24 protein-coding genes are annotated in these 26,172 nt (G+C 72.1%); 11 read left to right on the forward strand and 13 right to left on the reverse strand.

From position 1 onward, the window contains the following. Nucleotides 1–3: 3 nt before the first annotated feature. Complete coding sequence (locus ACGFML_RS00340) at nt 4–1,380, reverse strand: DUF2993 domain-containing protein (protein WP_393538381.1); 1,377 nt, start codon at nt 1,378–1,380, stop codon at nt 4–6. A 432-nt stretch (nt 1,381–1,812) separates the two neighbouring features. On the opposite strand from ACGFML_RS00340, the gene ACGFML_RS00345 reads away from it, so the two are divergent. Together ACGFML_RS00345 and ACGFML_RS00350 are read left to right on the forward strand one after the other, a co-directional pair. Next, nucleotides 1,813–2,685 carry an SDR family oxidoreductase gene (locus tag ACGFML_RS00345; protein WP_393538383.1) on the forward strand — a complete coding sequence of 291 codons (873 nt, stop codon included), beginning with the start codon at nt 1,813–1,815 and terminating at the stop codon, nt 2,683–2,685. A 161-nt stretch (nt 2,686–2,846) separates the two neighbouring features. After that, a complete protein-coding gene (locus ACGFML_RS00350) occupies nt 2,847–3,686 on the forward strand; it encodes a hypothetical protein (protein WP_393538385.1) in 840 nt (279 codons plus the stop codon). 35 nt (nt 3,687–3,721) lie between these two features. Here ACGFML_RS00350 and ACGFML_RS00355 read toward each other — a convergent pair whose 3' ends face one another. Further along, nucleotides 3,722–5,560: a bifunctional metallophosphatase/5'-nucleotidase gene (locus ACGFML_RS00355; RefSeq protein WP_393538387.1), complete on the reverse strand. Its 1,839-nt coding sequence runs from the start codon at nt 5,558–5,560 to the stop codon at nt 3,722–3,724. Nucleotides 5,561–5,906: 346 nt separating this feature from the next. On the opposite strand from ACGFML_RS00355, the gene mshD reads away from it, so the two are divergent. After that, a complete protein-coding gene (gene mshD / locus ACGFML_RS00360; protein WP_393540315.1) occupies nt 5,907–6,824 on the forward strand; it encodes a mycothiol synthase in 918 nt (305 codons plus the stop codon). Nucleotides 6,825–6,890: 66 nt separating this feature from the next. Here the strand turns inward: mshD and ACGFML_RS00365 are convergent, their stop codons facing one another. From ACGFML_RS00365 to ACGFML_RS00375, 3 genes are all read right to left on the reverse strand, one after another. Further along, nucleotides 6,891–7,511 carry a GNAT family N-acetyltransferase gene (locus ACGFML_RS00365; protein ID WP_393538390.1) on the reverse strand — a complete coding sequence of 207 codons (621 nt, stop codon included), beginning with the start codon at nt 7,509–7,511 and terminating at the stop codon, nt 6,891–6,893. Between the two features lie 132 nt (nt 7,512–7,643). Further along, nucleotides 7,644–9,599, reverse strand: a complete 1,956-nt coding sequence (locus ACGFML_RS00370; RefSeq protein ID WP_393540317.1) for an ABC transporter ATP-binding protein — start codon at nt 9,597–9,599, stop codon at nt 7,644–7,646. A gap of 122 nt (nt 9,600–9,721) precedes the next feature. Further along, a complete protein-coding gene (locus tag ACGFML_RS00375; protein ID WP_393538392.1) occupies nt 9,722–9,877 on the reverse strand; it encodes a hypothetical protein in 156 nt (51 codons plus the stop codon). 425 nt (nt 9,878–10,302) lie between these two features. Here ACGFML_RS00375 and ACGFML_RS00380 point away from each other — a divergent pair, with 425 nt between their 5' ends. From ACGFML_RS00380 to ACGFML_RS00390, 3 genes are read left to right on the forward strand one after another with little or no spacing between them, the layout of a single operon-like run. Continuing rightward, nucleotides 10,303–12,597, forward strand: a complete 2,295-nt coding sequence (locus tag ACGFML_RS00380) for an RNA degradosome polyphosphate kinase (protein ID WP_393538394.1) — start codon at nt 10,303–10,305, stop codon at nt 12,595–12,597. Further along, on the forward strand, nt 12,560–13,834 hold the full coding sequence (locus ACGFML_RS00385) for a CHAD domain-containing protein (protein WP_393538396.1): 1,275 nt from the start codon (nt 12,560–12,562) through the stop codon (nt 13,832–13,834). Before ACGFML_RS00380 ends, ACGFML_RS00385 begins: the two co-directional genes overlap by 38 nt. Beyond that, nucleotides 13,827–14,255, forward strand: coding sequence for an NUDIX hydrolase (locus ACGFML_RS00390; RefSeq protein WP_393538398.1), 429 nt, complete (start codon nt 13,827–13,829; stop codon nt 14,253–14,255). Before ACGFML_RS00385 ends, ACGFML_RS00390 begins: the two co-directional genes overlap by 8 nt. 240 nt (nt 14,256–14,495) lie before the next feature. Here the strand turns inward: ACGFML_RS00390 and ACGFML_RS00395 are convergent, their stop codons facing one another. From ACGFML_RS00395 to ACGFML_RS00410, 4 genes are all read right to left on the reverse strand, one after another. Then, the gene (locus ACGFML_RS00395; protein ID WP_393538400.1) at nt 14,496–14,798 is read right to left on the reverse strand and encodes a hypothetical protein; all 303 of its coding nucleotides are present in this window, start codon (nt 14,796–14,798) and stop codon (nt 14,496–14,498) included. A gap of 313 nt (nt 14,799–15,111) precedes the next feature. Then, entirely contained in the window at nt 15,112–16,140 is a 1,029-nt protein-coding gene (locus ACGFML_RS00400) for a phospholipid scramblase-related protein (protein WP_393538402.1), read from the reverse strand. 161 nt (nt 16,141–16,301) lie between these two features. Continuing rightward, nucleotides 16,302–16,547: a hypothetical protein gene (locus ACGFML_RS00405; protein ID WP_393538404.1), complete on the reverse strand. Its 246-nt coding sequence runs from the start codon at nt 16,545–16,547 to the stop codon at nt 16,302–16,304. 315 nt (nt 16,548–16,862) lie between these two features. Continuing rightward, nucleotides 16,863–17,870 (reverse strand): aldo/keto reductase, encoded by a 1,008-nt coding sequence (locus tag ACGFML_RS00410; RefSeq protein ID WP_393538406.1) that lies wholly within the window; start codon nt 17,868–17,870, stop codon nt 16,863–16,865. A gap of 232 nt (nt 17,871–18,102) precedes the next feature. On the opposite strand from ACGFML_RS00410, the gene ACGFML_RS00415 reads away from it, so the two are divergent. Continuing rightward, entirely contained in the window at nt 18,103–18,990 is an 888-nt protein-coding gene (locus tag ACGFML_RS00415; protein ID WP_393538408.1) for a helix-turn-helix domain-containing protein, read from the forward strand. Nucleotides 18,991–19,101: 111 nt separating this feature from the next. Here ACGFML_RS00415 and ACGFML_RS00420 read toward each other — a convergent pair whose 3' ends face one another. Then, complete coding sequence (locus tag ACGFML_RS00420) at nt 19,102–19,923, reverse strand: class I SAM-dependent methyltransferase (RefSeq protein WP_393538410.1); 822 nt, start codon at nt 19,921–19,923, stop codon at nt 19,102–19,104. Nucleotides 19,924–20,081: 158 nt separating this feature from the next. Between ACGFML_RS00420 and mshA the strand changes: the two genes are divergently transcribed. Continuing rightward, nucleotides 20,082–21,470, forward strand: a complete 1,389-nt coding sequence (gene mshA / locus ACGFML_RS00425) for a D-inositol-3-phosphate glycosyltransferase (RefSeq protein ID WP_393538411.1) — start codon at nt 20,082–20,084, stop codon at nt 21,468–21,470. A gap of 1 nt (nt 21,471) precedes the next feature. Further along, nucleotides 21,472–22,005: a YbjN domain-containing protein gene (locus ACGFML_RS00430; RefSeq protein WP_393540319.1), complete on the forward strand. Its 534-nt coding sequence runs from the start codon at nt 21,472–21,474 to the stop codon at nt 22,003–22,005. 67 nt (nt 22,006–22,072) lie between these two features. On the opposite strand, the gene ACGFML_RS00435 is transcribed toward ACGFML_RS00430, so the two are convergent. After that, on the reverse strand, nt 22,073–23,428 hold the full coding sequence (locus ACGFML_RS00435) for an MDR family MFS transporter (protein ID WP_393538413.1): 1,356 nt from the start codon (nt 23,426–23,428) through the stop codon (nt 22,073–22,075). 294 nt (nt 23,429–23,722) lie between these two features. Here ACGFML_RS00435 and ACGFML_RS00440 point away from each other — a divergent pair, with 294 nt between their 5' ends. Further along, on the forward strand, nt 23,723–24,484 hold the full coding sequence (locus ACGFML_RS00440) for a phosphoglyceromutase (RefSeq protein WP_393538415.1): 762 nt from the start codon (nt 23,723–23,725) through the stop codon (nt 24,482–24,484). A 261-nt stretch (nt 24,485–24,745) separates the two neighbouring features. Then, complete coding sequence (locus ACGFML_RS00445; RefSeq protein ID WP_393538417.1) at nt 24,746–24,970, forward strand: cold-shock protein; 225 nt, start codon at nt 24,746–24,748, stop codon at nt 24,968–24,970. 114 nt (nt 24,971–25,084) lie between these two features. Here the strand turns inward: ACGFML_RS00445 and ACGFML_RS00450 are convergent, their stop codons facing one another. Together ACGFML_RS00450 and ACGFML_RS00455 are read right to left on the reverse strand one after the other, a co-directional pair. Continuing rightward, the gene (locus ACGFML_RS00450) at nt 25,085–25,660 is read right to left on the reverse strand and encodes an HAD domain-containing protein (protein ID WP_393538419.1); all 576 of its coding nucleotides are present in this window, start codon (nt 25,658–25,660) and stop codon (nt 25,085–25,087) included. Between the two features lie 222 nt (nt 25,661–25,882). Then, nucleotides 25,883–26,110, reverse strand: coding sequence for a hypothetical protein (locus tag ACGFML_RS00455; RefSeq protein WP_393538422.1), 228 nt, complete (start codon nt 26,108–26,110; stop codon nt 25,883–25,885). Nucleotides 26,111–26,172 lie beyond the last annotated feature (62 nt).

The following is a 26,172-nucleotide window of genomic DNA, read 5'->3' on the forward strand; positions in this document are numbered from 1 at the left end:
GCGCTAGTTCTTCTTCGGCTGCTTCTTCGCCGCGTCCCCGAACGGCAGGTTCGCTCCCGACAGGTCGGCCCGGATGCCGTCCGATTCGACGGAGATGTGGCGCAGCCGGACATCGCCGGGCATCTTCGGCAGGCGGAAGGAGAGCGAGAGCTGGTCGGCGAGCTGCGGCTTGGTCAGACCGGTGAGGGTGCCGAGCACCTTCGGGTCGATGCCGACCTTCTCCAGCAGCCAGGGGTGGTCCACCACCACATCCACGAGATTGACCTTCATCAGCTTCTCGACGAACCGCGGCGAGCCGGTCAGCTCGTGCAGCTTCTCCTCGCTGCGCAGCGCCTGGCCGATGTACTCCTTGGGGATGCCGATGCGGTCCGCGATCGCCGGAATGCTCAGCATCGCCTTCACCTTGGCGGCCTGCCGGCTGAGCTCGGCGGCGGTCTTGCGGGTCAGCCGGAGGCCCTCCTCCTTGCCGGTGCCGGGGCGGTAGACCGCGACATCGCCGATGTCCAGGCGCATCCGGCTGATGTCGGTGGAGACCCCGCGGTCACCCGCCCGGTGGATCCGCGCCTCGGCGCGTACGCGCAGCTGGTGGCCGGCGATCGGCAGCTGGCCGACGGCGCGCACCGCGTTGGGGCCCATTTCGCTGAATTTCACCTGGGAGGCGCCCAGCTCACGGTTCATGTCGTCGAAGGCGAGCAGCACGCTGCCGTGCATCCGGCCGATGGTGGCGCCCTTGATGGAGTCGGGCAGGTCGCCGTCGATCCGGATGTCGTTCGCGGTCGCCGAGAATTTCGCCAGGGAAACCCGGTCGGCGGCGACATCCGGAATGGTGACGTCCACCTGGTCGAGGCGCTTGTCGAGAACCTGGGTGAGGAAGGGGAAGCCCTTGATGTCGACTTCCGGCTTCGCCGTCAGATGCAGCGAATCCTTGAGCTTCTCCTCGGTCTTGTCCTGCGCGTAGAGCACGGCGAACCGGTCGAAAAGAGCGAGGAACGCGGTGCACACGAGGACCGCCACCAGCAGTTTGACGGTGAGCGGCACGGCGGCGAAGCGGCTGATCCCCCGCTTCGTACGCCGGTGGTTCGGCGGGGTCCACGCGTCCTCGTCCTCCTCCGAACGCAGCCCCAGGCCCAGCGGATCGTCGCTGTCGTCGCGTTCGTTGAGGTACGTGCGGCGGAGCGGCGCGGCGGCGTACTCCGGCTCCGGCTCGGGTGCCGGCTCGGGGTCGGCGAGGGCGGCCAGGTCCGCGTACGGATTGACCTTCTCCAGCTTGTGGGTGTCGCCGCCGGAGCGGTCGTCCGGCGCACCCGGTGCGGGCGACTGCGGGTGCGGCTCAGCGCCGGACGACTGCGAAGGTGAAGATATGCGTGTGGGGGTTCGCATCCGCACATCCCACCACGAGCGGGACCCGTGAACGCAAGTCTTACCGGCAGTATGTGAGATACACGAAAGATGTCGCGGACGCTTGGCGAATTTTTGTCACGCTTAGCGGACGAACTGAACCATCGTCACGGCGATTGCCGCCCTGAGGTGACGTCATGCCGCTTGTCGCTCTTGATCCGTTCCGATCCGCCTTCGGTGCGTGCCGTCACGCTTCGACGCGGACTTTCGCGCCTTCTCGTGCCCTTCCTTTCTTCTCCCGTCATTTCGTATGTTCCGGACTTGTGTCGGGGGACGAGAAAAGGCATGCGGGGACGGGAAGAAAGCCGCAGAGTGAGGGTGTTTCGTGGTCGGACGCCGGTGTGACGGCGTCGCGTGGTCGGGTACGAAAGCTTCCGAAAAACCGGCATTCTCCAGTAAAGGTGTCTGTTCTCCATGAATGCATCTCCCCTGATCGTCGTCACCGGTGCCACCGGCAACATCGGCCGCAGCCTCGTCAGCCGGCTTCTCGCGGAGGGCGCGGCCGTCCGTGCGCTGACCCGCGATCCGGCCCGTGCCGGTCTCCCGGCCGAGGCCGAGACGGTCCGCGCGGATCTCACCGACGCCGCCGCGCTCGTGCCGCTGCTGTCCGGTGCCGACGCCCTGTTCCTCAACCTCGCCGCGGGCGGCGAGCAGGCCGCGACCGCCGTCCTGGACGTCGCGGCGAAGGCCGGGGTGCGCCGGGTCGTCCTCAACTCCTCCATGGCGACCACCGGCACCCCCGCCGACGAGACGAACTTCATCGCCCGGGTGCACGCCGCCGCGGAACGCGCGGTACGCGACTCCGGCCTGGAGTGGACCTTCGTGCGCGGCGCCAACTACGCCACCAACTCCCTCGCCTGGGCCGCCGCGATCCGTGAGTCGGGCGTGGTGCGCGATCCGCACCCGGGCGCACAGGGCGTCCCGGTCCACGAGGCCGACCTCGCCGATGTCGCCGCCGTCGCGCTTCTGGACCGCACCGGTGCCCACTTGGGCTGTGCCTATACGGTCACGGGCCCGGAGCCGCTGACCGTGGCCGAGCAGGTGGCCGAGATCGGGCGGGCCGTCGGCCGCGGGACCCGGGTCGAGCAGATCTCCGAGGAGGAGGCCGTCGAGGCGATGGCCGGTCCGCACCTTCCCAAGGAGGCCGCCCTCGAACTGGTCAGGCTCTTCGGCCGGTCGGTCGACGCACCCGTCTTCCCCGTCTCGGACGCGGTGGAGCGGGTCACCGGCCACCCGGCGCGGACGTTCGCCCAGTGGGCGCGGGAGCACGCCGCCGACTTCTCCTGATCCGGGCGCCCGCGCGTCCTCGGCGGGCCGGGACTTTTGCGGAGAAGGTGTGCCGGGTGAGGAGGGTGGGGACGAGGGCCGTCGTCCGCCGTCATCATGGGGCCACAGGTCTTGTGGATACGCTGGGCGGTCCACTGTCACGGAATTGGGGAACAGCCGCAATGGCGATGCGCAAGGGCACGATGAAGGAACAGGTCTCCGAGGCGATAGCCCAGCAGGCCCCGGGGGACCGGGCATTGGTCACCTTCGTCTCGATCACGGGGCCCACCCCGTGGCTGACGGGGGCGTTGGGGTTCATCGGGCAGATGCTGGTCAAGTACTACTTCGTCACGGTGACGGAGCAGGCGATCGTGCTGCACCGGATGCACCGGATCAACCAGCGCCCGCAGGAGATCACCCACGCGATTCCGCGCGATCAGGCCCAGGCGGCGTTCTCCGACGTCACCCTGAACCCGCTGTGGAGCTCGGTCCGGCTGGCGCTCCCCGGCGAGGCGGCACCGGTACGGCTGAACGTCCACCGGATGTGGCGGGGTGAGCTGGAGCAGCTGCTGGCCACGGTCGGCGGCGCTGCGGCGCAGCAGGGCTTCGCGGGCCAGCAGCCCGGTATGCCGCCGGCCCAGCAGCAGCCGGGGATGGCTGCGCCGCAGCAGGGTTACGCGCCGCCGCAGCAGCAGCCCGGGTACCAGCAGCAGGCGCCGCAGCCGGGCTACCAGCAGGCCCCGCAGCCGGGTTATCAGCAGGCTCCGCAGCAGCAGCCGCAGTACCAGCAGGCTCCGCCGCAGCAGCAGCCCGGCCAGCCCGGCCAGCCCAGCCAGCCGCAGCCCGGTCAGTACGGCTACCCGCCCGCCCAGCAGCCCGGCCAGCCGCAGCCCGGTCAGTACGGCTACCCGCCGGCTCAGCAGCCCGGTCAGCCGCAGCAGCCGGGCCACCCGCAGGCTCCGCCGCAGCAGCCCGGCTACCACCAGGGCCCGCCGCAGCAGGGCAACCCGTACGGCGGCTGAACCACCCTGCCGCCGTTACGGCTTGTTGCGCCCTCCTACTTCACCACGGTGATCCGGTCCGCCTTCGGCGGGTCCAGCGGGCCGGACGCCGAGGAGTGGGCGGTGAGGTAGGCGGTGAAGGCGTCCAGATCGGACGGGCCGACGTACTTGTTCTTGCCGTCCTTGAGGACGGGGAAGCCGTCGCCGCCGCCGGCCAGGAACTCGTTCATGGCAACGCGGTAGGTCTTGGCGGGGTCGATGGCCGCGCCGTCCAGCCTGACCGAGTTCTTGACGACGCGGTCGGCGCCGGACTTGGTCATGTCCAGGGTGTAGGTCAGGCCCTCGGAGACCTGGAGGATTTTCGGAGAGCTCTGGTTCGGCCCGCTGACCTGCTGCTGGAGTGCGGTGAGGAGCTGGGCGCCGGTGAGGTCGACGACGTTGGTCATGTTGGTGAACGGCTGGACGGTGAACGCCTCGCCGTAGGTGACGACGCCGTCCCCCTCCGGCCCGGACGCCTTGTAGGCGAGGTCGGAGCGGATGCCGCCCGGGTTCATCAGGGCGAGCTGGGCGCCGCCCTTGTCGGCGGCCTTCGTGGCCTCCAGTTGCGCGTCGGAGACGATGTCGCCCAGCGGTGATTCGGGGGCGTTCGCGCCGCGGCCCGCGATGTCGGCGGAGATGTGGCCCACGGGACGGTTCGCGACCGGCGCGGCGAGCTTGTTCCAGCGGGCGATCAGCGACGTCATGTCCGCCGCCTTGGACTGGTCGCGGTTCACGACGTGGTTGACCGCGCCCGGCCCCTTGACGCTGGTGCGCACGATGTCGTGGGTGCGCCGGTCGTACGTCAGGTGCGTCTCGGTGTACAGCTTGCCGAAGGAGGCCGCGGACGTGACCGTACGGGGCGTCCCGGAGGGGTCCGGGATCGTGCACGCGTAGGCCTGGTGGGTGTGGCCGGTGACGAGCGCGTCGACCTGCGGGGTGACGTGCTTGGCGATGTCGGTGATCGGGCCGGAGATGCCTCCCCCAGAGCTCGAGGCCTGGGAGGACCCCCCTCCTGGGCCGGGGCTGTCGCAGTCGTAGTTGTAGGACGTGGAGGCCGGCAGCCCACCCTCGTGGATCAGCGCGACGATCGACTTCACGCCCTGCCTGTTGAGGACCTTGGCGTACTTGTTGATCGTCTCGACCTCGTCGTGGAACTTCAGGCCCTTGACGCCGTCGGCGGTGACGACGTCCGGGGTGCCCTCCAGGGTCACGCCGATGAAGCCGATCTTGACGCCCTTGTGCTTCCAGACCGTGTACGGCTTGAGCAGCGGCCGGCCGGTCCGGTCGTCCGTGACATTGGCCGCGAGATAGGGGAAGTCGGCACCCCGGAACTTCTTGCCCTTCTCGTAGCAGCCGTCCTTCGGGTGGCATCCGCCCCGCTGAAGGCGCGTCAACTCCGCCCGACCCTCGTCGAATTCATGGTTGCCGACCGAGGTGACGTCCAGGCCGAGACCGTTCATGGCCTCGACGGTCGGCTCGTCGTGGAAGAGCCCGGACAGCAGCGGGCTGGCGCCGACCATGTCGCCGGCCGCGGCGGTGACGGAGTACGGATGCCCCTTGCGCGCCGTCCGCAGGGACTGTGCGAGGTATGCGACGCCGCCCGCCGCGATGCTCTTCTTGCTGCCGTCCGGCTGGATCTCCTCGACCGTCCCGGAGGAGCCCTGCGGCGGTTCCAGGTTGCCGTGGAAGTCGTTGAAGGAGAGGAGCTGGACATCGACCGTGCGCCCGGCCCGCGGAGGCGCGCTCTCGGCCCCGGCCGGCAGCGCGGTGACGGCGATTCCGGCGGCGGCGGCCAGCGCGGCGGCCCCGGCCGTCACGCTGCGGGCGAGTCTGCGGCGTTGAGGTGTGGGTGGCATGGATTCCCCTCCTGGATGGTCCTGAGCGGACGGCAGCTTAGAGTCCACGCGCGTAGCGCGACAGGGGGGACGGGTTACGGTCCGGCGAATCCTCTGCCCCGCCGCCCGTTCGCGCCCGGCTGCGCTCCTCGGCCGTCCCTGCTCGGACACGGCGGGCTGATCGGCCCCTCCTGCGACCCGGCCCGCGAGGCCGCCCAGCGCCCCTTCGGCGGGCCTCCTCGCACAGTGGTGCGACGTCGTCGGGCACGCCGGGAGGTCACCCCGGTGCGTTCTCTCGCGGCGGACCGTACGGCCCCCGGGCCGGGGAGGGCCGTACGCTTCAAACATGACTGACGCTGCACAGGAGATGGGCCGTTCCGGCCGCAGGATTCAAGTGGCCGACGAGCTGACGGCGGAGCTGGCCGAGGCCGTTCTCGAGTTGATCGAGCGGGCCGCGCGGAGTGACGGGCAGCCCGCCGTGTCCGAGCAGGGACGGCTGCAGCTGCGGGGCGGGCGTCGGGAGGGCGTGCGGCATGTGCTCGTCCGCTCGGGCACGGAGGGCGAGGAACAGCTGGTCGCCTATGGGCAGCTGGAGGACACCGACCCGGTGGAGGCGCCCGCCGCCGAGCTGGTCGTGCACCCCGGCCACCGCGGCCGCGGGCACGGCCGGGCGCTCGGCACGGAGCTGCTGGCGCAGTCCGGCCGCCGACTGCGGGTGTGGGCGCACGGCGGGCATCCGGCCGCCCGGCACCTCGCACAGACCCTCGGTCTGACGATGTTCCGGGAGCTGCGGCAGATGCGCCGCTCGCTGGGCGACCTGGTGCTGCCGGAGCCGGTCCTGGCGGAGGGCGTGTCGGTCCGGACCTTCCAGCCGGGCACCGACGACGCGGCCTGGCTGGAGCTGAATGCGGCCGCCTTCGCCCACCACCCCGAACAGGGCGCGCTGGCCCAGCGGGACCTGGACGACCGCAAGGCGGAGGGCTGGTTCGACCCGAAGGGCTTCTTCCTCGCGGAGCGGGACGGCCGACTGATCGGCTTCCACTGGACCAAGGTGCACGCCGAGGACGGCCTCGGCGAGGTCTATGTGCTGGGGGTGCGGCCGGGCGCCCAGGGCGGCGGCCTCGGCAAGGCGCTCACCGCGATCGGGCTGCGGCACCTGGCGGCCCAGGGCCTGCCGACCGCGATGCTGTACGTGGACGCGGACAACGTGGCGGCGGTGAACGTGTACGAACGGCTGGGGTTCGTCACGCACGAGACGGACCTGATGTACCGCTCGGAGACCTGAGCCGCCGCGGGTGGTCCGGGGCGTCGGGCGGGGCTCGGGCCGCGGACCCGGGACGTCGGCGGGGCGTCAGGCCGTCGGTCGCGCGGCGTCCCGCTGCGCCCGCCACTCCCGCGCCAGCATCGCGTAGACGACCTCGTCGCTCCATTCCCCGTCGAGGAATTCGTTCTCCCGCAGATGGCCCTCCCGGCGCATCCCCAGACGCTCCAGGAGCCGGGCCGAGGCGGTGTTCCGGCCGTCCAGCTCGGCCTGGATGCGGTGCAGTCGGAGGTCCTCGAAGCCCAGCTTCAGCAGGGCGCGGCTCGCCTCGGTGGCGTAGCCGTGGCCGCCGTGGCCGGGGTGGAAGACATAGCCGATGCCGCCCTGGCGGTGTTCGGTGCTCTTCCAGAAGAAGGTGACGTCGCCGATCAGCGTTCCCGTCTCCCGGACGATGACGGCGAGCTGCAGGACGTCGCCGTCCTGGTGCAGCGTCGTACGGGTCGCCTTGGTGGCGACGGAGTCGCGTGACTGCGCTTCGTCGAACGGGCCCCAGTAGAGGTAGCGGCAGACCTCGGGGAGCCGTTGGTAGGCGTGGATCGCCGCGAAGTCGTCGGCGTGTACCGGGCGCAGATCCAGCCGCTCGGTGCGCAGGGGGTGGGCGGTGTACGGAAGCGGTGACGGCCGTGCGGCCGAGGTCTCGGAGGGGGGCACGCGGGCAGCGTACAAAGGGGAGTTGAGGTCCGCAGCCGAGTTCTTTCGCCGGCCGGGCCCCCGGCCCGCCGCGGCGCCCCGGTCCGCAGCCCCCCCGGCCCGCCGCGCCCGGCCCGCCGCGGCGCGGGCCGTTCATGACCGGACGGCCGGTTCCGCGGCGGTCGCGTGGCCGTGCAGCCGGGCGTACGTACCGCCGCGGGCCAGCAGTTCGGCATGGCGGCCGGACTCCACCAGGCGGCCCCGGTCGAGGACGAGGATGCGGTCGGCGTCCGGGGCCAGGTGCAGGTCGTGCGTGATCAGCAGCGTCGTGCGGCCGGACATCAGGCGGCGCAGCGGCGCGATCACCCGGCGGGCGGCGACCGCGTCGAGGCCGGCGGTCGGCTCGTCGAGGACGAGGACCGGGGCGTCGCGCAGCAGGGCGCGGGCGATGGCGATGCGCTGGAGCTGGCCGCCGGACAGCCGGGCGGTGCCGGGAGAGACCGGGGTGGCGTAGCCGTCGGGGAGCGCGCCGATGAACTCGTGCGCGGCGGCGTTCCGGGCCGCCCGGACCACCTCGGCGTCGGTCGCGCCGGGCCGCCCGCAGGCGATGTTCTCGTGGATCGTGCCGTGCAGGACGAGCGTCTCCTGCGGCAGCAGCGTGATGTGCGCGCGCAGGAACTCCAGCGGGAAGGCGGCGATGGGGGTGCCGTCGAGCCGGATGCGGCCGGCGGCCGGGTCGTAGAAGCGGGGCAGGAGCGTGGCCAGCGTCGATTTGCCGGCTCCGCTGGGGCCGGTGACGAGCACCAGCTCCCCGGGGCGGGCGGTGAAGGTGAGGTCGCGGAGGGCGGGGGCGGCTTCCCGCCCGGTGCCCGGGTAGCGGAACCAGACGTGGTCGGCCTCGATGACGCCGCGGACCGGGCCGGGCGGCGTCGGCGTCGGCGTCGGCGGCCCGATGACGGCGGGGCGGGCGGCGAGGATCTCCAGGAGGCGTTCGGCGCCCGCGGTGGCCGCGGTGACGGTCAGCCCGAGCTGGCCCAGGGCCCGGACCGGCGGATAGAGGTAGCCGAGGAAGGCCGCGAAGGCGAGCAGCTGCCCGAGGGTCATCCGGCCCTGGGAGATCTCCCAGGCACCGAGCCCGATGACGGCCAGCACGCACACCGTCTCGATCACCTCGACGAGCTGGGTGTACAGCTCGCTCAGCCGGGCCCCGCGCACCGAAGCGCGCATCCAGGCACGGGCCTCGGTGTCCAGCCGCTGCTCCTCGGCGCGCCGCCGGTGGTACGCCTGGGTGAGCACGACATTGCCCAGCGACTCCTCGACGACCGAGGTGATCGCCCCGTCGGCGACGCGCTCCTGCCGGGCCGCGGCCTTGATACGGCCGGCGAACTGCCGGGCGGCCAGCCAGAACAGGGGCGCCAGGACGAACGTCGCCAGGGCCAGTTCCCAGCGCAGCAGGAGCGCGGCGGTGAAGAAGAAGACCGTGCTGAAGACGGCCGAGACGGTGCGGACCACACCGGAGACGACGAGCTGCTCGATGGCCTCGACGTCTCCGGTGAGGCGCTCGACGAGATCCCCTTGCCGGTGCTGCTGGAAGAAGTGCGGCGGCAGGTCCTGGACGTGGCCGAAGACGCGGGCCCGCAGCCGCATGACGAACCGCTCCGCCACCCAAACGGCCGTGGAGTTCCCCAGGTAACCGACGACGGCCCCGAAGGCCGCCACCCCCAGCCACTTCGCGGCGGGCACCCAGAACGCGTCGAGCGACCCTTTCTGCAGGGCGTGGTCGGTCAATTCACCGAAGAGCAGAATGGCGGCGGTCTCCGCGAGGGCGGCGATCACAATGCAGACGCATATCAGGACCAGCCACCGCCGGTCGCCTTTTACCAGCGGCCAGAAACTGCGGAATGCCTGCCGCGCGGTCGTGCTCTGCGGCGGTGCGTCGTCCGCCCCGCCTCCCCTTTCGGTATCGGATTCCGCCTTTTCCCTCCCCGGCGTGCATTCCGCGACCGGAATGTCCGGTGCGGGGAGCGTCGGTGCCGGGACTGCCGGTGCGGGGTCGATGGCCCGCAGCCGCACCGTCACCCGGTCGTCGTACGCAGCCATGCGCCGCAGCCTCCCCTCCGTGGATCGTGCATCCCTGCATCCGTGCATCCCTGCATCCCTGCATCCGTACGGGCAGGCCCGGAGGCGGGTCCCGGCCCCACACCGGGACCCGCCTCCGGAGGGTGTGGGCGTCAGCCCCCGATCACCCGGCGGGCGCGGCGCACGACGACGGTGTCGGCCGGGTTCGGGCGGGTGGTGACGTGGCCGCCGTGGTGCGCGGGGACGCCCCGGTGGGCCGGCTCGCAGCGGTGGGCCGGAAGGGCGGGAACAATCTTGCGGAAGCTCATGGATTTCTCCGTTGCTCGATGAATTGAATAGGCATTTCTCGCCGCCATCGAGTTGCTCCCGGTGGCGACAGAGGAAACGCTACGCCAGAAAACCGAGTCCACTCGGCCGTTTTCCATGAGGTCTTGCTTAATTAAGGATGAGGGTATTTCTCATGCATAACGAGATTCTTTATGCGAGCCTTACGCCAGGTGTGCCCCTCCCCGCGGCGGCGACGCTCCGGCGCCGGCTGCCCGGCCGGCCCCCGAACCCTGGGGGTAGCGCCCCGCTTGCCTGTCCGCCACATCCGCGTTACCGGCGATTCAATATCGCTTGCGAGCATCGCTGAATGCAGCCCGCTGTGCCGAACGTCCCGACCCCGAGGCTCCGTGTCGCGCCGCCTCCGTCCGACGCGCCTGGAATCGCCGGAGCGCGGAAGAATGAGAACATGAACCAGCAGCCGCGCGCGCAGGCCCGGGTCCAGCCCGAGACGCAGTCCTCGAAGCCCTCGCCTGCCGCACCCGAGGCTGCGGGCCCCTCGGTCCAGCCGTCGGTGGGCTCCATCGCCGCCCACCGCCCGCACGCGGTCCGCAGCGCGCTTCCGGAGCTGGAGCCCGAGATGGACGCCGACCTCGACTCGTACGAGGAGACGGGTGTGCCCGGCGCGGACGGCGAGGAACTGCCCAGCGGCCGCTTCCTGGACCGGGAGCGCAGCTGGCTGGCGTTCAACGAGCGGGTCCTGGAGCTGGCCGAGGACCCGGCGACCCCGCTCCTCGAACGGGCGAACTTCCTGGCGATCTTCGCCGGCAACCTGGACGAGTTCTTCATGGTCCGGGTCGCCGGCCTCAAGCGGCGGATAGCCACCGGAGTCGCCACCCGCTCCGCGTCCGGCCTCCAGCCCCGCGAGGTGCTGGACCTGATCTGGACGCGCTCGCGTGAGCTCATGGCCCGGCACGCCGCCTGCTTCCAGCAGGACATCGCCCCCGAGCTCGCCGAGCAGGGCGTTCACCTGATCCGCTGGCCGGAGCTGACCGAGAAGGAGCAGGCCCGCCTGTTCACCCTCTTCCGCCAGCAGATCTTCCCGGTGCTCACCCCACTGGCGGTCGACCCGGCGCACCCCTTCCCGTACATCTCCGGCCTGTCGCTGAACCTCGCCGTCGTCGTCCGCAACCCGGTCAGCGGCCACGACCACTTCGCGCGGGTCAAGGTGCCGCCGCTGCTCTCCCGCTTTCTGGAGGCGTCACCGCAGCGCTACGTCCCCATCGAGGACGTCATCGCCGCCCACCTGGAGGAGCTCTTCCCGGGGATGGAAGTACGGGCGCACCACATGTTCCGGGTGACCCGCAACGAAGACCTGGAGGTGGAGGAGGACGACGCGGAGAACCTCCTCCAGGCGCTGGAGAAGGAGCTCATGCGGCGGCGGTTCGGCCCGCCGGTCCGCCTGGAGGTCGAGGAGTCCATCGACCCGGCGGTCCTCGACCTGCTCGTCCAGGAACTGAAGATCTCCGAGGCCGAGGTCTACCCGCTGCCCGGCCCGCTCGACCTGACCGGCCTCTTCGGCATCGGGGCACTGGACCGGCCGGAGCTGAAGTACCCCAAGTTCGTGGCCGGCACCCACCGCGACCTGGCGGAGGTGGAGTCGGCGACCGCGCCCGACATCTTCGCCGCGCTGCGCGCCCGCGACGTCCTGCTGCACCACCCGTACGACTCCTTCTCCACCTCCGTGCAGGCGTTCCTGGAACAGGCCGCCGCCGACCCGGACGTCCTCGCCATCAAGCAGACGCTCTACCGCACCTCCGGCGACTCCCCGATCGTCGACGCCCTGATAGACGCCGCGGAATCCGGCAAGCAGGTCCTCGTCCTCGTGGAGATCAAGGCCCGTTTCGACGAACAGGCCAACATCAAGTGGGCGCGCAAGCTGGAGGAGTCCGGCTGCCATGTGGTCTACGGCCTGGTCGGCCTCAAGACGCACTGCAAACTCTCGCTCGTCGTCCGCCAGGAAGGCGAGATGCTGCGCCGCTACTCCCATGTGGGGACCGGCAACTACCACCCCAAGACGGCCCGGCTGTACGAGGACCTGGGGCTGCTGACCGCCGATCCGCAGGTCGGAGCCGACCTCTCCGACCTCTTCAACCGGCTGTCCGGCTACTCGCGCCGAGAGACCTACCGCCGGCTCCTGGTCGCCCCCAAGTCCCTGCGGGACGGCCTGATACAGCGCATCACCAAGGAGACCGCGCACCAGCGGGCCGGCCACTCCGCCTACGTCCGTATCAAGGTCAACTCCATGGTCGACGAGGCTGTCATCGACGCCCTCTACCGCGCCTCCCAGGCAGGGGTCCAGGTCGACATCTGGGTACGCGGCATCTGCGCGCTGCGCCCGGGAGTTTCCGGCCTGAGCGAGAACATCCGCGTCCGCAGCATCCTCGGCCGCTTCCTGGAGCACTCCCGGGTCTTCGCCTTCGGCAACGGCGGCGAGCCCGAGGTGTGGCTGGGCAGCGCCGACATGATGCACCGGAACCTGGACCGGCGGATCGAGGCACTGGTGCGGGTCGCCGACCCGGCGCACCGCGCCTCCCTCAACCGGCTTCTGGAGAACGGGACTTCGGACTCCACGTCCTCCTGGCACCTGGGCCCGGACGGCGACTGGACCCGGCATGCGGTGGACGCGGACGGCGCGCCGCTGCGCAACGTACAGGAAATGCTCATTGACGCGCGGAGGCGCCGGCGTGGCCCAGCGACATGACCAGTCGGCCGGGGGGACGTCCGGTCTCATCGGTATCGGATACGACCTCGGCGGTGTCCCCGGAGCCCGGGCCGCGGTGGTGGACGGGCCCGAGGGGAGCCTGTTCGATCCGTACGGGGACGCCGGGCCGGGGACGCCGGGAGCACCGGGGGACAGGGCGAACACGGGGGACACGGGGGACATGGAGGACGGGGAGAGCCCGGCCGGCTCGGGGGAGCCGGTGGGAACGGCGCAGCCGCCGGACTCCGGGGGGACGGCCGGACCGGCGCTGAGCGGGCGCACCTCCGGCGAGGTGCTGTCCGGCTATCTCCACCGCCGGGCCGCGGACTTCCTGCGCAGTCTGCGCCTGCACCGCGAGAGCGGCTCGGACGCCCAGGGCGCGGGCGAGGCGGCCGGGCTGCTGCGCGGCGCCGCCCGCCGGATCAGCGCCACCCTCTACACCTTCCAGCCGCTGACCGACGAGACCTGGGCCGACCAGCTCCGCGCCGAACTGGGTTGGTTGTCCGGCACGCTGGCCCGCGAGCACGCCTGCGCGGCTCGCCGCGAGCGCCTGATGACGGCCCTGCAGCGGCTGACGTCTCCCGCCGCCGGCGCCCCGGCCCCCGATCCGGACGCCGAGAGCGCGCTGTCGGTCGGGGCCGCGCGCGCCGGGGCGCTGCTGGACCGCCAGCTCACCCTCGCCCGCACCCGCGCGCACTCCGCCGCGTTGCAGGCCCTGGGCTCGTCCCGCTTCCACGCCGTCGCCGACTCCGTGGCGGTGCTCGCCTCGGAGGCACAGCTGGCCCGCGCGGTCGCCGAGGTGCCGGCCGCCGAGGCGCTGCCGCAGCTCGTCGAGGGGGCCCACCGGCGCCTGGCGGAAGCCGTCTCCGCCCTCCCGCTGTCCCGCGCCGGCCACCCGTACAACGCCGACGCGCTGACCGCCGACCACCGCCAGGACGCCCCCTGGCACCAGGTGCGGATGCTGGTGCGGCTGAGCCGGTACGCCCAGGAAGTGATCGCACCGGGCTACGACGACCCCCGGCTGGCCGGCGCCGACCGCGCCCTGGAACGCCACCGGGACGCCGCGGAGGCCGCCACCGCCGCCGCCGGCGCCGCCCGCACCCCCCGCATCGCTCCCGCCACGGCCTACGCCCTGGGCGTTCTGCATGCCGACCAGCGCCACGAGGTGGAGGCGGCCCGCTTCGCCTTCGGCCGGGCCTGGCTGCCGCACGCCGGGGGAGGCGCGGCACATGGCTGAGCAGTCGGTGATCCGGGCTGCGGGCTGCGTGCTGTGGCGGCGGTCGGGCTCGGGCGAGGGGATCGAGCTCGCGCTGGTTCACCGGCCCAAGTACGACGACTGGTCACACCCCAAGGGCAAGCTGAAACGGGGCGAGGACGCGCTGTCCGGCGCGATGCGCGAGGTGGCGGAGGAAACCGGCATGACCTGCGCCCCCGGTCCCGAACTCCCCGGCGTCCGCTATCTGGTCGACGCCCGCCCCAAGGAGGTCCGCTACTGGGCGGCCGAGGCCACCGGCGGCTCGTTCGCAGTGAACAAGGAGGTCGACCGCCTGCGGTGGCTCCCGCCCGCCGCGGCCTGCCGCTGTCTCACCCAGGAGCGGGACCGGGAGCTCGTCACCGCCCTGCTCAGCGCCCTGCACGCGACCGGGGAGGGCCTGTGACGGCAGTTGCCGCCAGGACGACGACGCGGACCGGATTGTTGGGCTGGGGGGACGTGCCCATTTGCTGAAGGGCCTGCAGCCCTTCAGCGGCGGTATGCGCGGCGGCGGTTCACGGATCGGCTCTGCGAACCGCCACACCCGGACAAAGGCCGGACCCCCAGGGACGCGCTTTCTGTGTTCCGTGGTGTTGCGGTACCGGATGGTCGGGCATGGGTCTTTCGGCCATGCTCCGCGGTGCCTTCAGAACGGGAACGAATCCCGGTGGGTGAACGAGAACAGAAGGCCGAATACGACGAGCATCGTTACTCCCACGAGGGTGCCCATTTCGGGCTTCTTCCGCGTGATGGCCGCCTTGGCGAGCATGACGATCGACGGTACCCAGCCGGCCAAGTACGCGCCCCACGCCTTGTGTTCGCCGTCCTGCGTTTCGGCGAAGAAGAAGCCGAGGAACGCGAGGAAGATGAAGAAGGCAGGGGATGCTCCGATGTTGTCCGCGACTATCTCGGCCCGCGTTCTCGGAGCCTCTCGCGCTGTTTCTTCCACGTTTCCTTCTCCTGCTCGGGTAGCCCCCGGCCGGTGCGGCGGGGGTGCACGAGTCTAGGTGGGCAAGGGGCGCCGGGTGATGGAGTCGATCATTTCGGGGACGACCCGGTCCGGTGGCTGCGGTGGTTGCGTCGGTGCAGGTGTGCGCGGCGGCGGGGGCCGTGGTGGGGCGTACGGCTGTACGTGCGGGAACAGCCGCAGCCCGCGAGGTCCGGTCTCGACGATGCCCTGGGCATGGCGCAACGTATCGGCATCGCACAGGCGTCGCCCGGCGCCCGGCGCCCGGCGCCCGGCGCCCCGGCGGCATGCGGCTTCAGGCGTTGCCGTCCTTGTCCGGCCGGAGCATGGTGTTCACCGTGAGGGCGGCCGCCATGACCAGGGTGCGCAGCGGCTCCGGCAGCGGGCGCAGGACCTGGAGGTGGTAGTAGTCCGAGCCGCCGATGATGTCCAGGACGATGTCCAGCGCGCCGCGGCCGATCCGGGCCACCTCGGCGCCGGTGTGGTCGGTGATCGTGAACGTGAAGGCGTACCAGCCCTCCGCCTTGATCTGCCCGAGTGTCTGGCCGCCCGCGATCAGGTCGAAGCTGACGTGTCCGATCACCGAATCCTGGACGATCTCGCCGATCGGCGTCCCGTCCGGGCGTTCGACGTTCACCCGGGACTTGATCACCTTGGTGCCCCGGCGCAGCACCAGGAAGGGGACGCCGGCGGGATCGCGGACCTCGAAGCGGCGTGAGAGGTAGCGGTCCATGGTGCTGACGAACCGCAGCGCCTTGCGCGCGGCGTTCTGACCGGTCTCGGCGACCGAGCCGACCTCGGTGCCGTTGCGGTCGCGGACCGCGTAACTCGTGGTGATGTCCACCCACTTGAAGTCCTGCTCGACCAGCAGTAGATCGGCCGCGAGCAGTGCCCCGGGGCCGGGGCCGCCGCCCATCTGCGGGTGGGGCTGCTGCTGGGGCTGCTGGAACTGCTGTGGGGGCTGCTGCTGGGGCGCCTGGGGATAAGGCTGCTGCGCCTGGGGGTAGGGCTGTTGGGCCTGGGGGTAAGGCTGTTGGTCCTGCGGGTACGGCTGCTGCGCCTGCGGGTACGGCTGCGCGGCCTGAGCGTGCTGCTGCTGGGCCTGCGGGTGGGCCTGCTGGGCGGGCGCCTGCTGGTGGGCCTGCTGGGCGGGCGCCTGCTGGTAGCTCTGCTGCGGCGGCACCGCGGCCTGCGCCGGAGCGGGTGCGGCCTGGGCCGGGTGCGGCTGGGTGTGCTCGGTCCAGCGGGAGCCGTCCCACCAGCGCAAAGCCGGTGTGCCGTATGGGTCCTGGTACCAGCCTTGGGGAACCGAGTTCTGCGTCACGGCCGCAACCCTAGCCACCCTCCTACTCGAACGGCGAGGCGAGGGGGGCGCCGCCGCCGCAGGGGCCCGCCCCTGCGGGCAGACCCCTGGGGTGGGGAGGGTCCGGGAGTTTCGCGGACGGGCCGATCGGTCGAATCCGCCGCCGTATCCGTGGGCCGGGCTCAGCCGAGGCCGAGGCCGTACACAAAGACGACGACGCCGCCGTACTGCCCGTATCCGCCGTCGTAGCAGTCCGGGCCGTAGTTCCAGTCGTCGTCGCAGCTCCACCCGTGGGAGGCGGCGTGGGTGGGCGCGGCCGCCGGCGCGGTGGCGGGGGCCGCGCTTGCTGCGCCGGCACCGGCCAGTACGAGGAAGGGCACGGCACACAGTGCTGCGGCTATGCGGTGGGTCCTGGTCTTCGCGCGCATGATCGTCCCCTCTCGGGGCTGATGGGTTGCCGATTCCTCGGCGTATCACTGTGGAGTTCTCCGGGGGAGTTCTCCTGGCCTCACCGCTGCGCGCCGCTGACGCGGGAGGGCCCGGCGCACCGGGCGGGGCGACTTCGCAGGACTCGACCCTGCTTCGCTGGCACCGTTGCCCTCGCAAGGCGGCAACTCAAGGCGGCAACCTCGATCAGATGCCTCATGCAAAGCGTAGGCACCGCGCCCTGGGATGGTCAAACATCTTTTTTCTTGATATGCCCGACCGTGCTCCAGGGCGGGATGCCGTAGCCCCTCGGGTGTTCAGCGCCGCCGCAGCGACGCGTCCGCCACGGCCGGCGGGACGTAATAGCTGTCCGCGCGGTTGAGGTCCGTACCGGGCGGGACGATGGCGTCGATGCGGTCGAGGACGTCGGCGCTCAGCGTGATCTCGGAGCCGTCCAGCAGGCTGTTGAGCTGGTCGAGGGTGCGGGGGCCGATGATGACCGAGGTGACCGCGGGGTGCGCGCGGACGAAGGCGGTCGCGAGGTGCGGGAGGGTGAGCCCGGCCTCGTCGGCGACCTTGGTCAGGGCGCCGACCGCCTCGGCCTTGCGGGCGTTCTCGGGGACGGAGAGGTCGAACTTCTGGGTTTCGAGACCGGCCCGGGAGCTGGCCGACAGGTCGCGGCCGGAGAGCCAGCCCGCACTCAGCGGACCCCAGGTCAGCACGCCCATGCCGTGGCGCTGTGCGGTCGGCAGCACCGCGTTCTCCACGCTGCGGGCCAGCATCGAGTAGGGCGGCTGCTCGCTGCGGAACCGGACGTGGCCGCGCCGCTCGGACGCCCACTGCGCCTCGACGATCTGCTCGGCGGGGAAGGTCGAGCAGCCGACCGCGCGCACCTTGCCGGACCGCACGAGATCGGAGAGCGCGCCCAGCGTCTCGTCGATGTCCGTGGCGGGGTCGGGGCGGTGCATCTGGTAGAGGTCGAGGTAGTCGGTGTCCAGTCGGCGCAGGCTGTCCTCCACCGCGCGGACGAGCCAACGCCGGGAGCTGCCGCGGTGGTTGGGGTCGTCGCCCATCGGGCTGACGGCCTTCGTGGCGAGCACGACGTCCTCGCGGCGCCCCTTGAGCGCCTTGCCGACGATCTCCTCGGACTCGCCCGCGGCGTAGACGTCCGCGGTGTCGACGAAGTTGATCCCGGCGTCCAGCGCACGGTGCACGATCCGCACGCAGTCGTCGTGGTCGGTGTTGCCCCAGGCGCCGAGCATCATCGCGCCGAGCGCGTACTCGCTGACCGAGATGCCGGTGGCGCCGAGGATCCTGCGCTTCATGAACCGCTCCTTGTGCCGGTACGGGGATGCCGCTGCACGGACGCCGGGGCGGCGGTGCGGATGCGGAACCGCGGGTGCGCAGCGGAACGGACACCGCGGGACCGCGGGTGCCGCGGCGGGCCGCACCCGCCGCTGGGCACCACCTTGCGCCGCCGGTACGGAGCGCACCAGGTCCGTCACAGCCTGGGTCCGGCGGAACCACCCATCCGGCGGTGCGTCGCATACTGGAGGGATGCTGCATGCAGAAGTCGAGATCGGTTCGTTCCTCAAGGCGCACCGGGCGGCGCTCGACCCGGCCGGACTCGGCCTGCCCGGCGGGCTCAACCGACGCCGGGTGCGCGGGCTGCGGCGCGAGGAGGTCGCGCAGCTCGCCGGCATCAGCGTGGACTACTACACCCGGATCGAGCAGGGACGGGCGCACGCGATCTCGGATTCCGTGCTGGATGCGATCGCGCGGGCGCTGCGGCTGACGGACGGGGAAGTGACCTATCTGCGGAACGTCGCCGTGCCGCGGCGGCGGGACGCGACGGCCGCCGTGTGCGTGCCGGGGGCGGCCGTGCCCGGTCAGACCGTACGGCCGGAGATCCGGCAGCTGCTGGACGCGATGGCGGACACCGTCCCGGCCATGATCGTCGGGCGGGGCATGGACATTCTCGCCTGGAACGCGCCGGGCGGCCGGGTCGGCTTCGAGCTCGATGCCCTGGAGCCCGGCCGCCGCAATTCGGCGCTGCTGGTCTTCCTGGACCCCACGGCCCGCGAGCTGCACCCGGACTGGCAGCGGCTCGCCGACGAGGTGGTCGGCAATCTGCGGGCCGAGAGCGGCCGCTGGCCCGACGACCCCCGGGTCTGCGCGGTCGTCACCGAACTCCTCGAGCGCAGTGCCGACTTCCGGCGGTTGTGGGAGGCGCAGGCGGTGAGCGAGTGCCTGCGCGGGACGAAGCGGATCGTCAATCCGCTGGTCGGTGAGCTGCTGGTGACGTTCGAGAGCTTCCGGCTGAGCACCGACGCGGACCAGGCGCTGCTGACGTACAGCGCGCCTCGCGGGTCGGTCACCGAAGAGCGGCTGCGGGAGCTGGCGGGCGTGGTGGCGCGCGGCAGGCAGCGGGTCGGGGCGGCGTAGCGGCCCCTGGCGTGTGCATGCCGGACAGTCGGGCGGACCCGGGACCCGGTCCGGCTCCCGGCGCGTGCACGGTGGGGCCCGGCACGTGCACCGTGGGCCGCCCGGCGGGGCTCAGCCCCGGGGCGCCAGCGCCTCCCAGCGCACGGTGACCTCTCCCTGGCGCCGACGCCGGTGGTCGCCGGTGAGCGGCCAGTCCGTCGCCAGGGTGCGGACGGCGGCGAGCCAGCGCTGCCGGGCACCCAGGGCGCCCAGCGGGGCCGCGGCAGCCCAGGCGCGGTCGAAGTCACGCAGGAAGGCATGGACGGGCTCGCCCGGCACATTGCGGTGGATCAGCGCCTTCGGCAGCCGTTCGGCCAGGTCGGAGGGGGCGTGGAGGGAGCCGAGCCGGGTGGCGAAGGTGACCGTGCGCGGACCCTCGGGCCCCAGCGCGACCCACACGTGGCGCCGCCCGATCTCGTCGCAGGTGCCCTCGACCAGCAGCCCGTCGGGCGCCAGCCGTGCGCACAGCCGCTGCCATACGGCGGCCACCGCGTCCTCGTCGTACTGCCGCAGCACATTCGCGGCCCTGATCAGCACCGGAGCGCGCCCCGGCCCGCCGGGCAGCGGCACCTCGAAGCCGCCGTGGACGAAGTCCAGCCCCGGCCGCTCGTACGGCTGGGCGGCCGCCACCCGCGCCGGTTCGATCTCGACGCCGACCACCCGCGCGTCCGGCCGGACCGTCCGCAGCCTGCCCAGCAGCTCCACCGCGGTCCAGGGCGCGGCGCCGTAGCCGAGGTCGACGGCGACGGGGTCGGCGGTGCGGCGCAGCTCGGCACCGTGTTCGGCGGCTATCCAGCGGTCCATGCGGCGCAGCCGGTTGGGGTTGGTGGTGCCGCGGGTGACCGTGCCGACGGGGCGGGAAGGCGTGGCAGGGACGGAGGAGCGGCGGGCCATGGCATCGAGAGTACGGGCCGGGGGACACCCGCCCGGCCCTCAGGTCACGCTTTGGCAAAGTGGCGGGAGAGGGCGCCGGACGGAAATGCATGGGCGACCTCCGTTGTTGGAGGGGGTCGGAGGCGTGTGGACCGCCAGGCCCTAGGAGGTAGCTCGCAGTGAGCCAATACGTATCCCGGCTCCGCGGCCGTCCCCCCGGCCAGTTCGCGGGGCAGGCGAGGCTGCGGCTGCCCGGCGTTCCGCGCCGGCCGCGCCGCGTGGCGATGCTCAGCGTGCACACCTCCCCGCTGCACCAGCCCGGCACCGGCGACGCGGGCGGGATGAACGTCTACATCGTCGAGCTCGCCAAGAAGCTCGCGGCCATCAACATCGAGGTCGAGATCTTCACGCGCGCCACGACGGGCACCCTGCCGCCCACCGTCGAGCTGGCGCCCGGCGTGCTCGTGCGGCACGTCGACGCGGGCCCGTACGAGGGCCTGGCCAAGGAGGAGCTGCCCGCCCAGCTCTGCGCCTTCACCCACGGCGTGATGCAGGCGTGGGCCGGCCAGCGCCCCGGCCACTACGACCTCGTGCACTCCCACTACTGGCTCTCCGGCCACGTCGGCTGGCTGGCCGCGGAGCGCTGGGGCGTCCCGCTGGTGCACGCCATGCACACCATGGCCAAGGTCAAGAACGCCGCCCTCGCCACCGGTGACGCCCCGGAGCCCGCGGCCCGGGTGATCGGCGAGACGCAGATCGTCCGCGCCGCGGACCGCCTGATAGCGAACACCGCCGAGGAGGCGGACGAGCTCGCACGGCACTACGACGCCGAGCCCGGCAAGGTCGCCGTGGTGCACCCCGGCGTCAATCTGGAGCGCTTCCGCCCGATGGCCCCCGGGGCGGCCGACGGCTCCGACGTCGCCGCCAGCCGCGCCGCCGCCCGCGCCCGCCTCGGCCTGCCGCAGGACGCGGTGATTCCGCTCTTCGCCGGCCGGATACAACCCCTCAAGGCCCCGGACATCCTGCTGCGCGCGACCGCCGCCCTCCTGGACGAGGACCCCTCGCTGCGCTCCCGCCTGGTCGTCCCGGTGGTCGGTGGCCCCAGTGGCAGCGGCCTGGCCAAGCCGGAGGGGCTGCAGAAGCTGGCCGCCCGGCTCGGTGTCGCGGACATCGTGCAGTTCCGGCCGCCGGTCGGCCAGGAGCAGCTCGCCGACTGGTACCGCGCGGCATCGGTGCTGGTCATGCCGTCGTACAGCGAGTCGTTCGGGCTGGTCGCCATAGAGGCCCAGGCTTGCGGCACCCCGGTCGTCGCGGCCTCGGTCGGCGGTCTCCCGGTGGCCGTCCGCGACGGCAGCAGCGGCTTCCTCGTCTCCGGTCACGACCCGGCCGACTACGCCCGCGCACTCGGCCGCTTCGTCGCGGACCCGGCGCTGGCGACGCGGATGGGCACCGAGGCCGCCCGGCACGCCCAGTCGTTCGGCTGGGACACCGCCGCCGCGGCGACCGGTGACGTCTACACCGCCGCCATTCAGGAACGCCGGCGTCACCTACGATCCCTGCATGGGTGAGATGACGGATGGCGCGGGTGCGGAAAGCGGTGCGGCGGGCGGGGCGGTGACCCCGACCGAGGTCATCGAGCGCACCCTGCGGGACGCCGAGCTGGAGTGGGACTCGCCGGCCGACGGCAGCTATGTCGTCACCCTCCCCGGCACCCGCAAGCTCTCCACGACCTGCTCGCTGATCGTGGGCAGGCACTCCCTCTCCATCAACGCCTTCGTCGTCCGCCACCCGGACGAGAACCACGAGGCCGTGCACCGCTGGCTCCTCGAACGCAACACCCGCCTCTACGGCGTCAGTTATGCGATCGACAAGCTCGGCGACATCTACCTCGTCGGCAAGCTCCCGCTCGCGGCGGTGACCCCCGACGAACTGGACCGCATCCTCGGCACGGTCCTGGAGAACGCCGACGGCAGCTTCAACACCCTGCTCGAGATGGGCTTCGCGACGGCCATCCGCAAGGAGTACGCCTGGCGGGTGTCCCGCGGCGAGTCCACCCGCAATCTGGCGGCGTTCGCGCATCTGACGGGGCGGGCGTCGCAGTAGCCCCGCGCCCGGTTCTCCGGGGCGAGGCGGCGGCGGGTCGGACCCGCCGGGGGAGTGGGGGCCCGCGTCAGGCCACCGGCGCAGCCGGCGCTGCCGCCTCCGCCGGTACGTCGCCACCCGAAGCCGTGCCCGTGACCGGGGACGTCGGCTGCCGGCCGGCCACCGGCCGCGCGCCCGCCGCCCCCGGCACCCGCCGCAGCAGCACCCCGTACCCGAGGGCCGCCACCGTGCCGACGACCGCGCAGCCCGCCCACAGGGCATCGGCGCCGAAGCGGTCGATGACGACGCCGCCGAGCAGCGGGGCCGTCAGGGAGGCGATGGACCAGGACAGGGCGTACATGCCCTGGTAGCGGCCGCGGCCGTGGAGCGGGGACAGGCGCACCACCAGGCCCATCTGGGTGGGCGAGTTGATGATCTCGCCGAGCGTCCAGACGGTCACCGCGACCGCGTACATGGCGACCGAGCCGGCCAGGGCGGTGAGCCCGAATCCGTAGCCGGCCAGCAGGGACGAGCCGATCAGCAGCATCGCCGGGCTGCGGTGCTCGATGAAGCGGGTGACCGGGATCTGCAGCAGCACGACCAGCACGCCGTTCACCGCGATCACCACGCCGAAGTCCGTGCTGGAGAAGCCGTCCTGACCCATCGACACCGGCATGGAGACGTACGCCTGCTGGAAGAGGAGGGCGAGGAGGAGATTGAGGCCGACGACGGTCATGAAACGGCCGTCGCGCAGGACGGTCAGCATGGAGACCGGGGCGGGGGCCGAGTCCGGGGCCGCGTCGCCGGCGGACGGCGGGGCCGCCTGCGGGCGGGACTCGGGGAGCTTGAGGAAGACGACCAGGGCACAGGTCAGGACCAGCGCGGACTCGCCCAGGAAGAGGGCCAGATAGCCGTGTTCGGCGATGAGTCCGGCGGCCGTGGAGGAGATCGCGAACCCGAGGTTGATGGCCCAGTAGTTGAGGGAGAAGGCCCGCACCCGGTCCTCGGGGGCGACGATGTCCGCCATCATCGCCTGGACGGCGGGTCGGGAGGCGTTGGTCGCCATGCCGACGACGCCCGCCACCGCCGCGATGGCGACCGGGTCCTCCATGAAGCCGAGCAACGCCACGGAGGCCGCCGTCGACAACTGCGCGATCAACATCGTGGGCCGGCGGCCGAGCCGGTCGGTCAACACCCCGGCGCCGATCGACGACACGACGCCGCCGAGGCCGTAGAGCGCGCCGACCAGGCCCGCGTAGGACGCCGAGTAGCCGCGCTCGACGGTCAGATAGAGCGCCAGGAAGGTGGCGACGAAGGCGCCCAGCCGGTTGATCAGGGTGCTGGTCCACAGCCACCAGAACTGGCGCGGGAGCCCGGAGACGCTCTCCACGGCGGCCTGCCGCAGGCGGGCCAGGGCCGGTGGGCGAGTGATGGATGTGGACATGACAGTTCCCCCGTGACGGTGACGCGTGACGTTTGGTGCGGTGGGCGGATGGGTGGTGGCGGATGGGCGGGTGGTGTGGGCGCGCGGTGCCGGTGGTGCCGGTGGTGCGCGAGGCCGGTCCGCGAGAGGCCGGTGCGCGAGCGGGTTGTGTAAGTGGTGCAGAAGCAGTTCGTATCTTACCGATCGCATCGCTCCCACCGCCAGCGAGTTGACGGGAACCGTCACATGTCGCCGAGCCGCCCACGTCCCGGACCCCCGCAAGGTCGTCACCGGGATTCGATTACGCTCGAGGCCATGGCCGACGCACCGTACAAGCTGATCCTCCTCCGCCATGGCGAGAGCGAGTGGAACGCGAAGAACCTGTTCACCGGCTGGGTGGACGTGAACCTCAACGAGAAGGGCGAGAAGGAGGCGGTCCGCGGCGGAGAGCTGCTCAAGGACGCCGGTCTGCTCCCCGACGTGCTGCACACCTCCCTCCAGAAGCGCGCCATCCGCACCGCGCAGCTGGCCCTGGAGGCCGCCGACCGCCACTGGATCCCGGTCCACCGCAGCTGGCGGCTGAACGAGCGCCACTACGGTGCGCTCCAGGGCAAGGACAAGGCGCAGACGCTCGCCGAGTTCGGCGAGGAGCAGTTCATGCTCTGGCGCCGTTCGTACGACACCCCGCCGCCCGCCCTGGAGGACGGCTCGGAGTTCTCGCAGAGCGACGACCCGCGCTACGCCGACATCCCCAGCGAGCTGCGCCCGCGCACGGAGTGCCTCAAGGACGTCGTCACCCGCATGCTGCCGTACTGGTACGACGGCATCGTCCCGGACCTCGTCGCCGGCCGCACGGTCCTGGTCGCCGCCCACGGCAACAGCCTGCGCGCCCTGGTCAAGCACCTCGACGGCGTCTCCGACGCGGACATCGCCGGCCTGAACATCCCCACCGGCATCCCCCTCGCCTACGAGCTGGACGCCGACTTCCGCCCGGTCAAGCCCGGCGGCACGTACCTCGACCCGGAGGCCGCCAAGGCCGCCATCGAGGCCGTGAAGAACCAGGGCAAGAAGAAGTAACACGCCCGGATCAAGCCCCCTGCCTGCGGTTCTTCCGCTGGTAGGGGGCTTGACGCTGCTCTGGGGGCGTCGTTGGGCCGTCAGCCGCTCGGCGAGGTCGGGTCGAAGGCGGTGGCCACAGGTCCCACAGGTCTTCGGGACGCCGCTCACCCTCTGACCGAGCCTGACTCCCGAGCTCCCGAGCTCCCGAGCTCCCGAGCTCCCGAGCTGACGTATCGGCGGCTACGCGCGGGCGCAGGCACAGCCCGTAGGGTTTCGCCCATGGTGACGGCGACTGTCCGCGAGTGGCGCGACGAGGAAGGGTGGGGAGTGCTCGACTCCCCCGAGACGCCCGGGGGTTGCTTCGGCCACTTCTCCGACATCCGGATGACCGGCTTCCGCACACTGTCGCCCGGACAGCGAGTCGACCTCACGTGGGAGGCACCCGGCTTCAAGCAGGACGGGTACGACTACCGCGCCGTGAGCATCGTGCCCAGGCCCGCCTGACATCCACCTGACATCGACGACGGCGTACGGCCGCGACCCCACACCGCGCGCTGCGACCTCGCCCTCCGCCAGCGGCGTCGGCGTCGGCAGTCGATCCCGGCGCGGCACGACCCGTCAGGCCGAAGCGCCGGGCCCCGTCCCGCCCTCACCTCGGGCACCTGTTCCCGAGGTGAGGCTCGGCGCGGCGGTACGGAGCCAATCGGCAAGCACGGAGAAGTCGTCCTCGGTGAGGCCCTCGGCCGGGTCGACACGGTGAAGCAGCGAGGGTCCCTGGTGCTGCGCAGCGACCCAGAGTCGATCCATACCGCTGATCTCGTCGTCGACCCAGATGAACGGGTGATGGCCGGCCCACTCCACGAGGGGGCGGGTCTTCCAGTGCAGGCCGCGCGGGCCGTCGTCGGCGGAGGCTTCGGGCCACCCCACCACAGGCAGCCTGGGCAGCCCGATCCGCGGGGCGACGGACTCGTTGGCCTCCTCCCCCCACGTCGACGCCCACACCAGGTCGCACCCGAGCGCCAACAGGCGCGGCCCGACGGCGCGGTCGAGCCGCCCGAGCAGGGGGTTCCTCTGGTCAGGGGGCACTTCGGGGCCGGCGGCAGGGCTCTGAAGCCGGCCGGGCGACGACCCGAACGGGATGAGGGGTCCGTCGACGTCGAGGAAGAGGAGGGGGCGCTCCACTGCGTGGGTCACGGCGGCACGATAACCCTGCGCGGGGAGTGCCGACACTGTCCCTTCGATGCACGACTCGCTGCCTCGACGGCCGACACGTCATCGCCCCGCCTGCCATATGCCCGTGCCCGTGCCCGAGCGAGAAGAAGGAAGCCCTGCCTTCCGGCCCTGCCTTCCGGCCCTGCCTTCCGGCCCTGTCTTCCGGCCCTGCCGCGCCGACGGGCCGGGAGGCGCCCGGACTCCTCAACCGTCGCGTCTCCTGGGGTGCGGGTCGCCCGCCGCGCCGCGGCCCGTTTCGGAGTCCGCGAGCTCGCGGCACCAGGGGCAGTCGTCCGCCGGGTGGTCGCCGCCGGGGGTGTCGAGCCAGTAGGCGCCGAGGAGCTCGGGGTTGACGCCCGCGCGGTACTCGTCGTGGGTGGGCGGTGCCTGCGAGGAGTCCTGTCCGGGCTGCGATTTCTTCGAGGGGTTCATGCGTGGGCCAACGCTTCGGGGCGGCCGGCCGCTATGGGGACCTGCGGTTTCGGGATGCATTT

Origin of the sequence: Streptomyces sp. NPDC048650 (assembly GCF_043199095.1) — a bacterium.
GTDB lineage: Bacteria > Actinomycetota > Actinomycetes > Streptomycetales > Streptomycetaceae > Streptomyces.

Coding starts and splice junctions, on each gene's coding strand:
- ACGFML_RS00435 (WP_393538413.1), bottom strand. CDS start 23,428: ATGTCCACATCCATCACTCGCCCACCGGCCCTGGCCCGCCTGCGGCAG.
- ACGFML_RS00440 (WP_393538415.1), top strand. CDS start 23,723: ATGGCCGACGCACCGTACAAGCTGATCCTCCTCCGCCATGGCGAGAGC.
- mshD (WP_393540315.1), top strand. CDS start 5,907: ATGGGCCGTTCCGGCCGCAGGATTCAAGTGGCCGACGAGCTGACGGCG.
- ACGFML_RS00415 (WP_393538408.1), top strand. CDS start 18,103: ATGCTGCATGCAGAAGTCGAGATCGGTTCGTTCCTCAAGGCGCACCGG.
- ACGFML_RS00430 (WP_393540319.1), top strand. CDS start 21,472: ATGACGGATGGCGCGGGTGCGGAAAGCGGTGCGGCGGGCGGGGCGGTG.
- ACGFML_RS00380 (WP_393538394.1), top strand. CDS start 10,303: ATGAACCAGCAGCCGCGCGCGCAGGCCCGGGTCCAGCCCGAGACGCAG.
- ACGFML_RS00345 (WP_393538383.1), top strand. CDS start 1,813: ATGAATGCATCTCCCCTGATCGTCGTCACCGGTGCCACCGGCAACATC.
- ACGFML_RS00340 (WP_393538381.1), bottom strand. CDS start 1,380: ATGCGAACCCCCACACGCATATCTTCACCTTCGCAGTCGTCCGGCGCT.
- ACGFML_RS00355 (WP_393538387.1), bottom strand. CDS start 5,560: ATGCCACCCACACCTCAACGCCGCAGACTCGCCCGCAGCGTGACGGCC.
- ACGFML_RS00350 (WP_393538385.1), top strand. CDS start 2,847: ATGGCGATGCGCAAGGGCACGATGAAGGAACAGGTCTCCGAGGCGATA.
- ACGFML_RS00445 (WP_393538417.1), top strand. CDS start 24,746: ATGGTGACGGCGACTGTCCGCGAGTGGCGCGACGAGGAAGGGTGGGGA.
- ACGFML_RS00455 (WP_393538422.1), bottom strand. CDS start 26,110: ATGAACCCCTCGAAGAAATCGCAGCCCGGACAGGACTCCTCGCAGGCA.
- ACGFML_RS00410 (WP_393538406.1), bottom strand. CDS start 17,870: ATGAAGCGCAGGATCCTCGGCGCCACCGGCATCTCGGTCAGCGAGTAC.
- ACGFML_RS00405 (WP_393538404.1), bottom strand. CDS start 16,547: ATGCGCGCGAAGACCAGGACCCACCGCATAGCCGCAGCACTGTGTGCC.
- ACGFML_RS00420 (WP_393538410.1), bottom strand. CDS start 19,923: ATGGCCCGCCGCTCCTCCGTCCCTGCCACGCCTTCCCGCCCCGTCGGC.
- ACGFML_RS00390 (WP_393538398.1), top strand. CDS start 13,827: ATGGCTGAGCAGTCGGTGATCCGGGCTGCGGGCTGCGTGCTGTGGCGG.
- ACGFML_RS00375 (WP_393538392.1), bottom strand. CDS start 9,877: ATGAGCTTCCGCAAGATTGTTCCCGCCCTTCCGGCCCACCGCTGCGAG.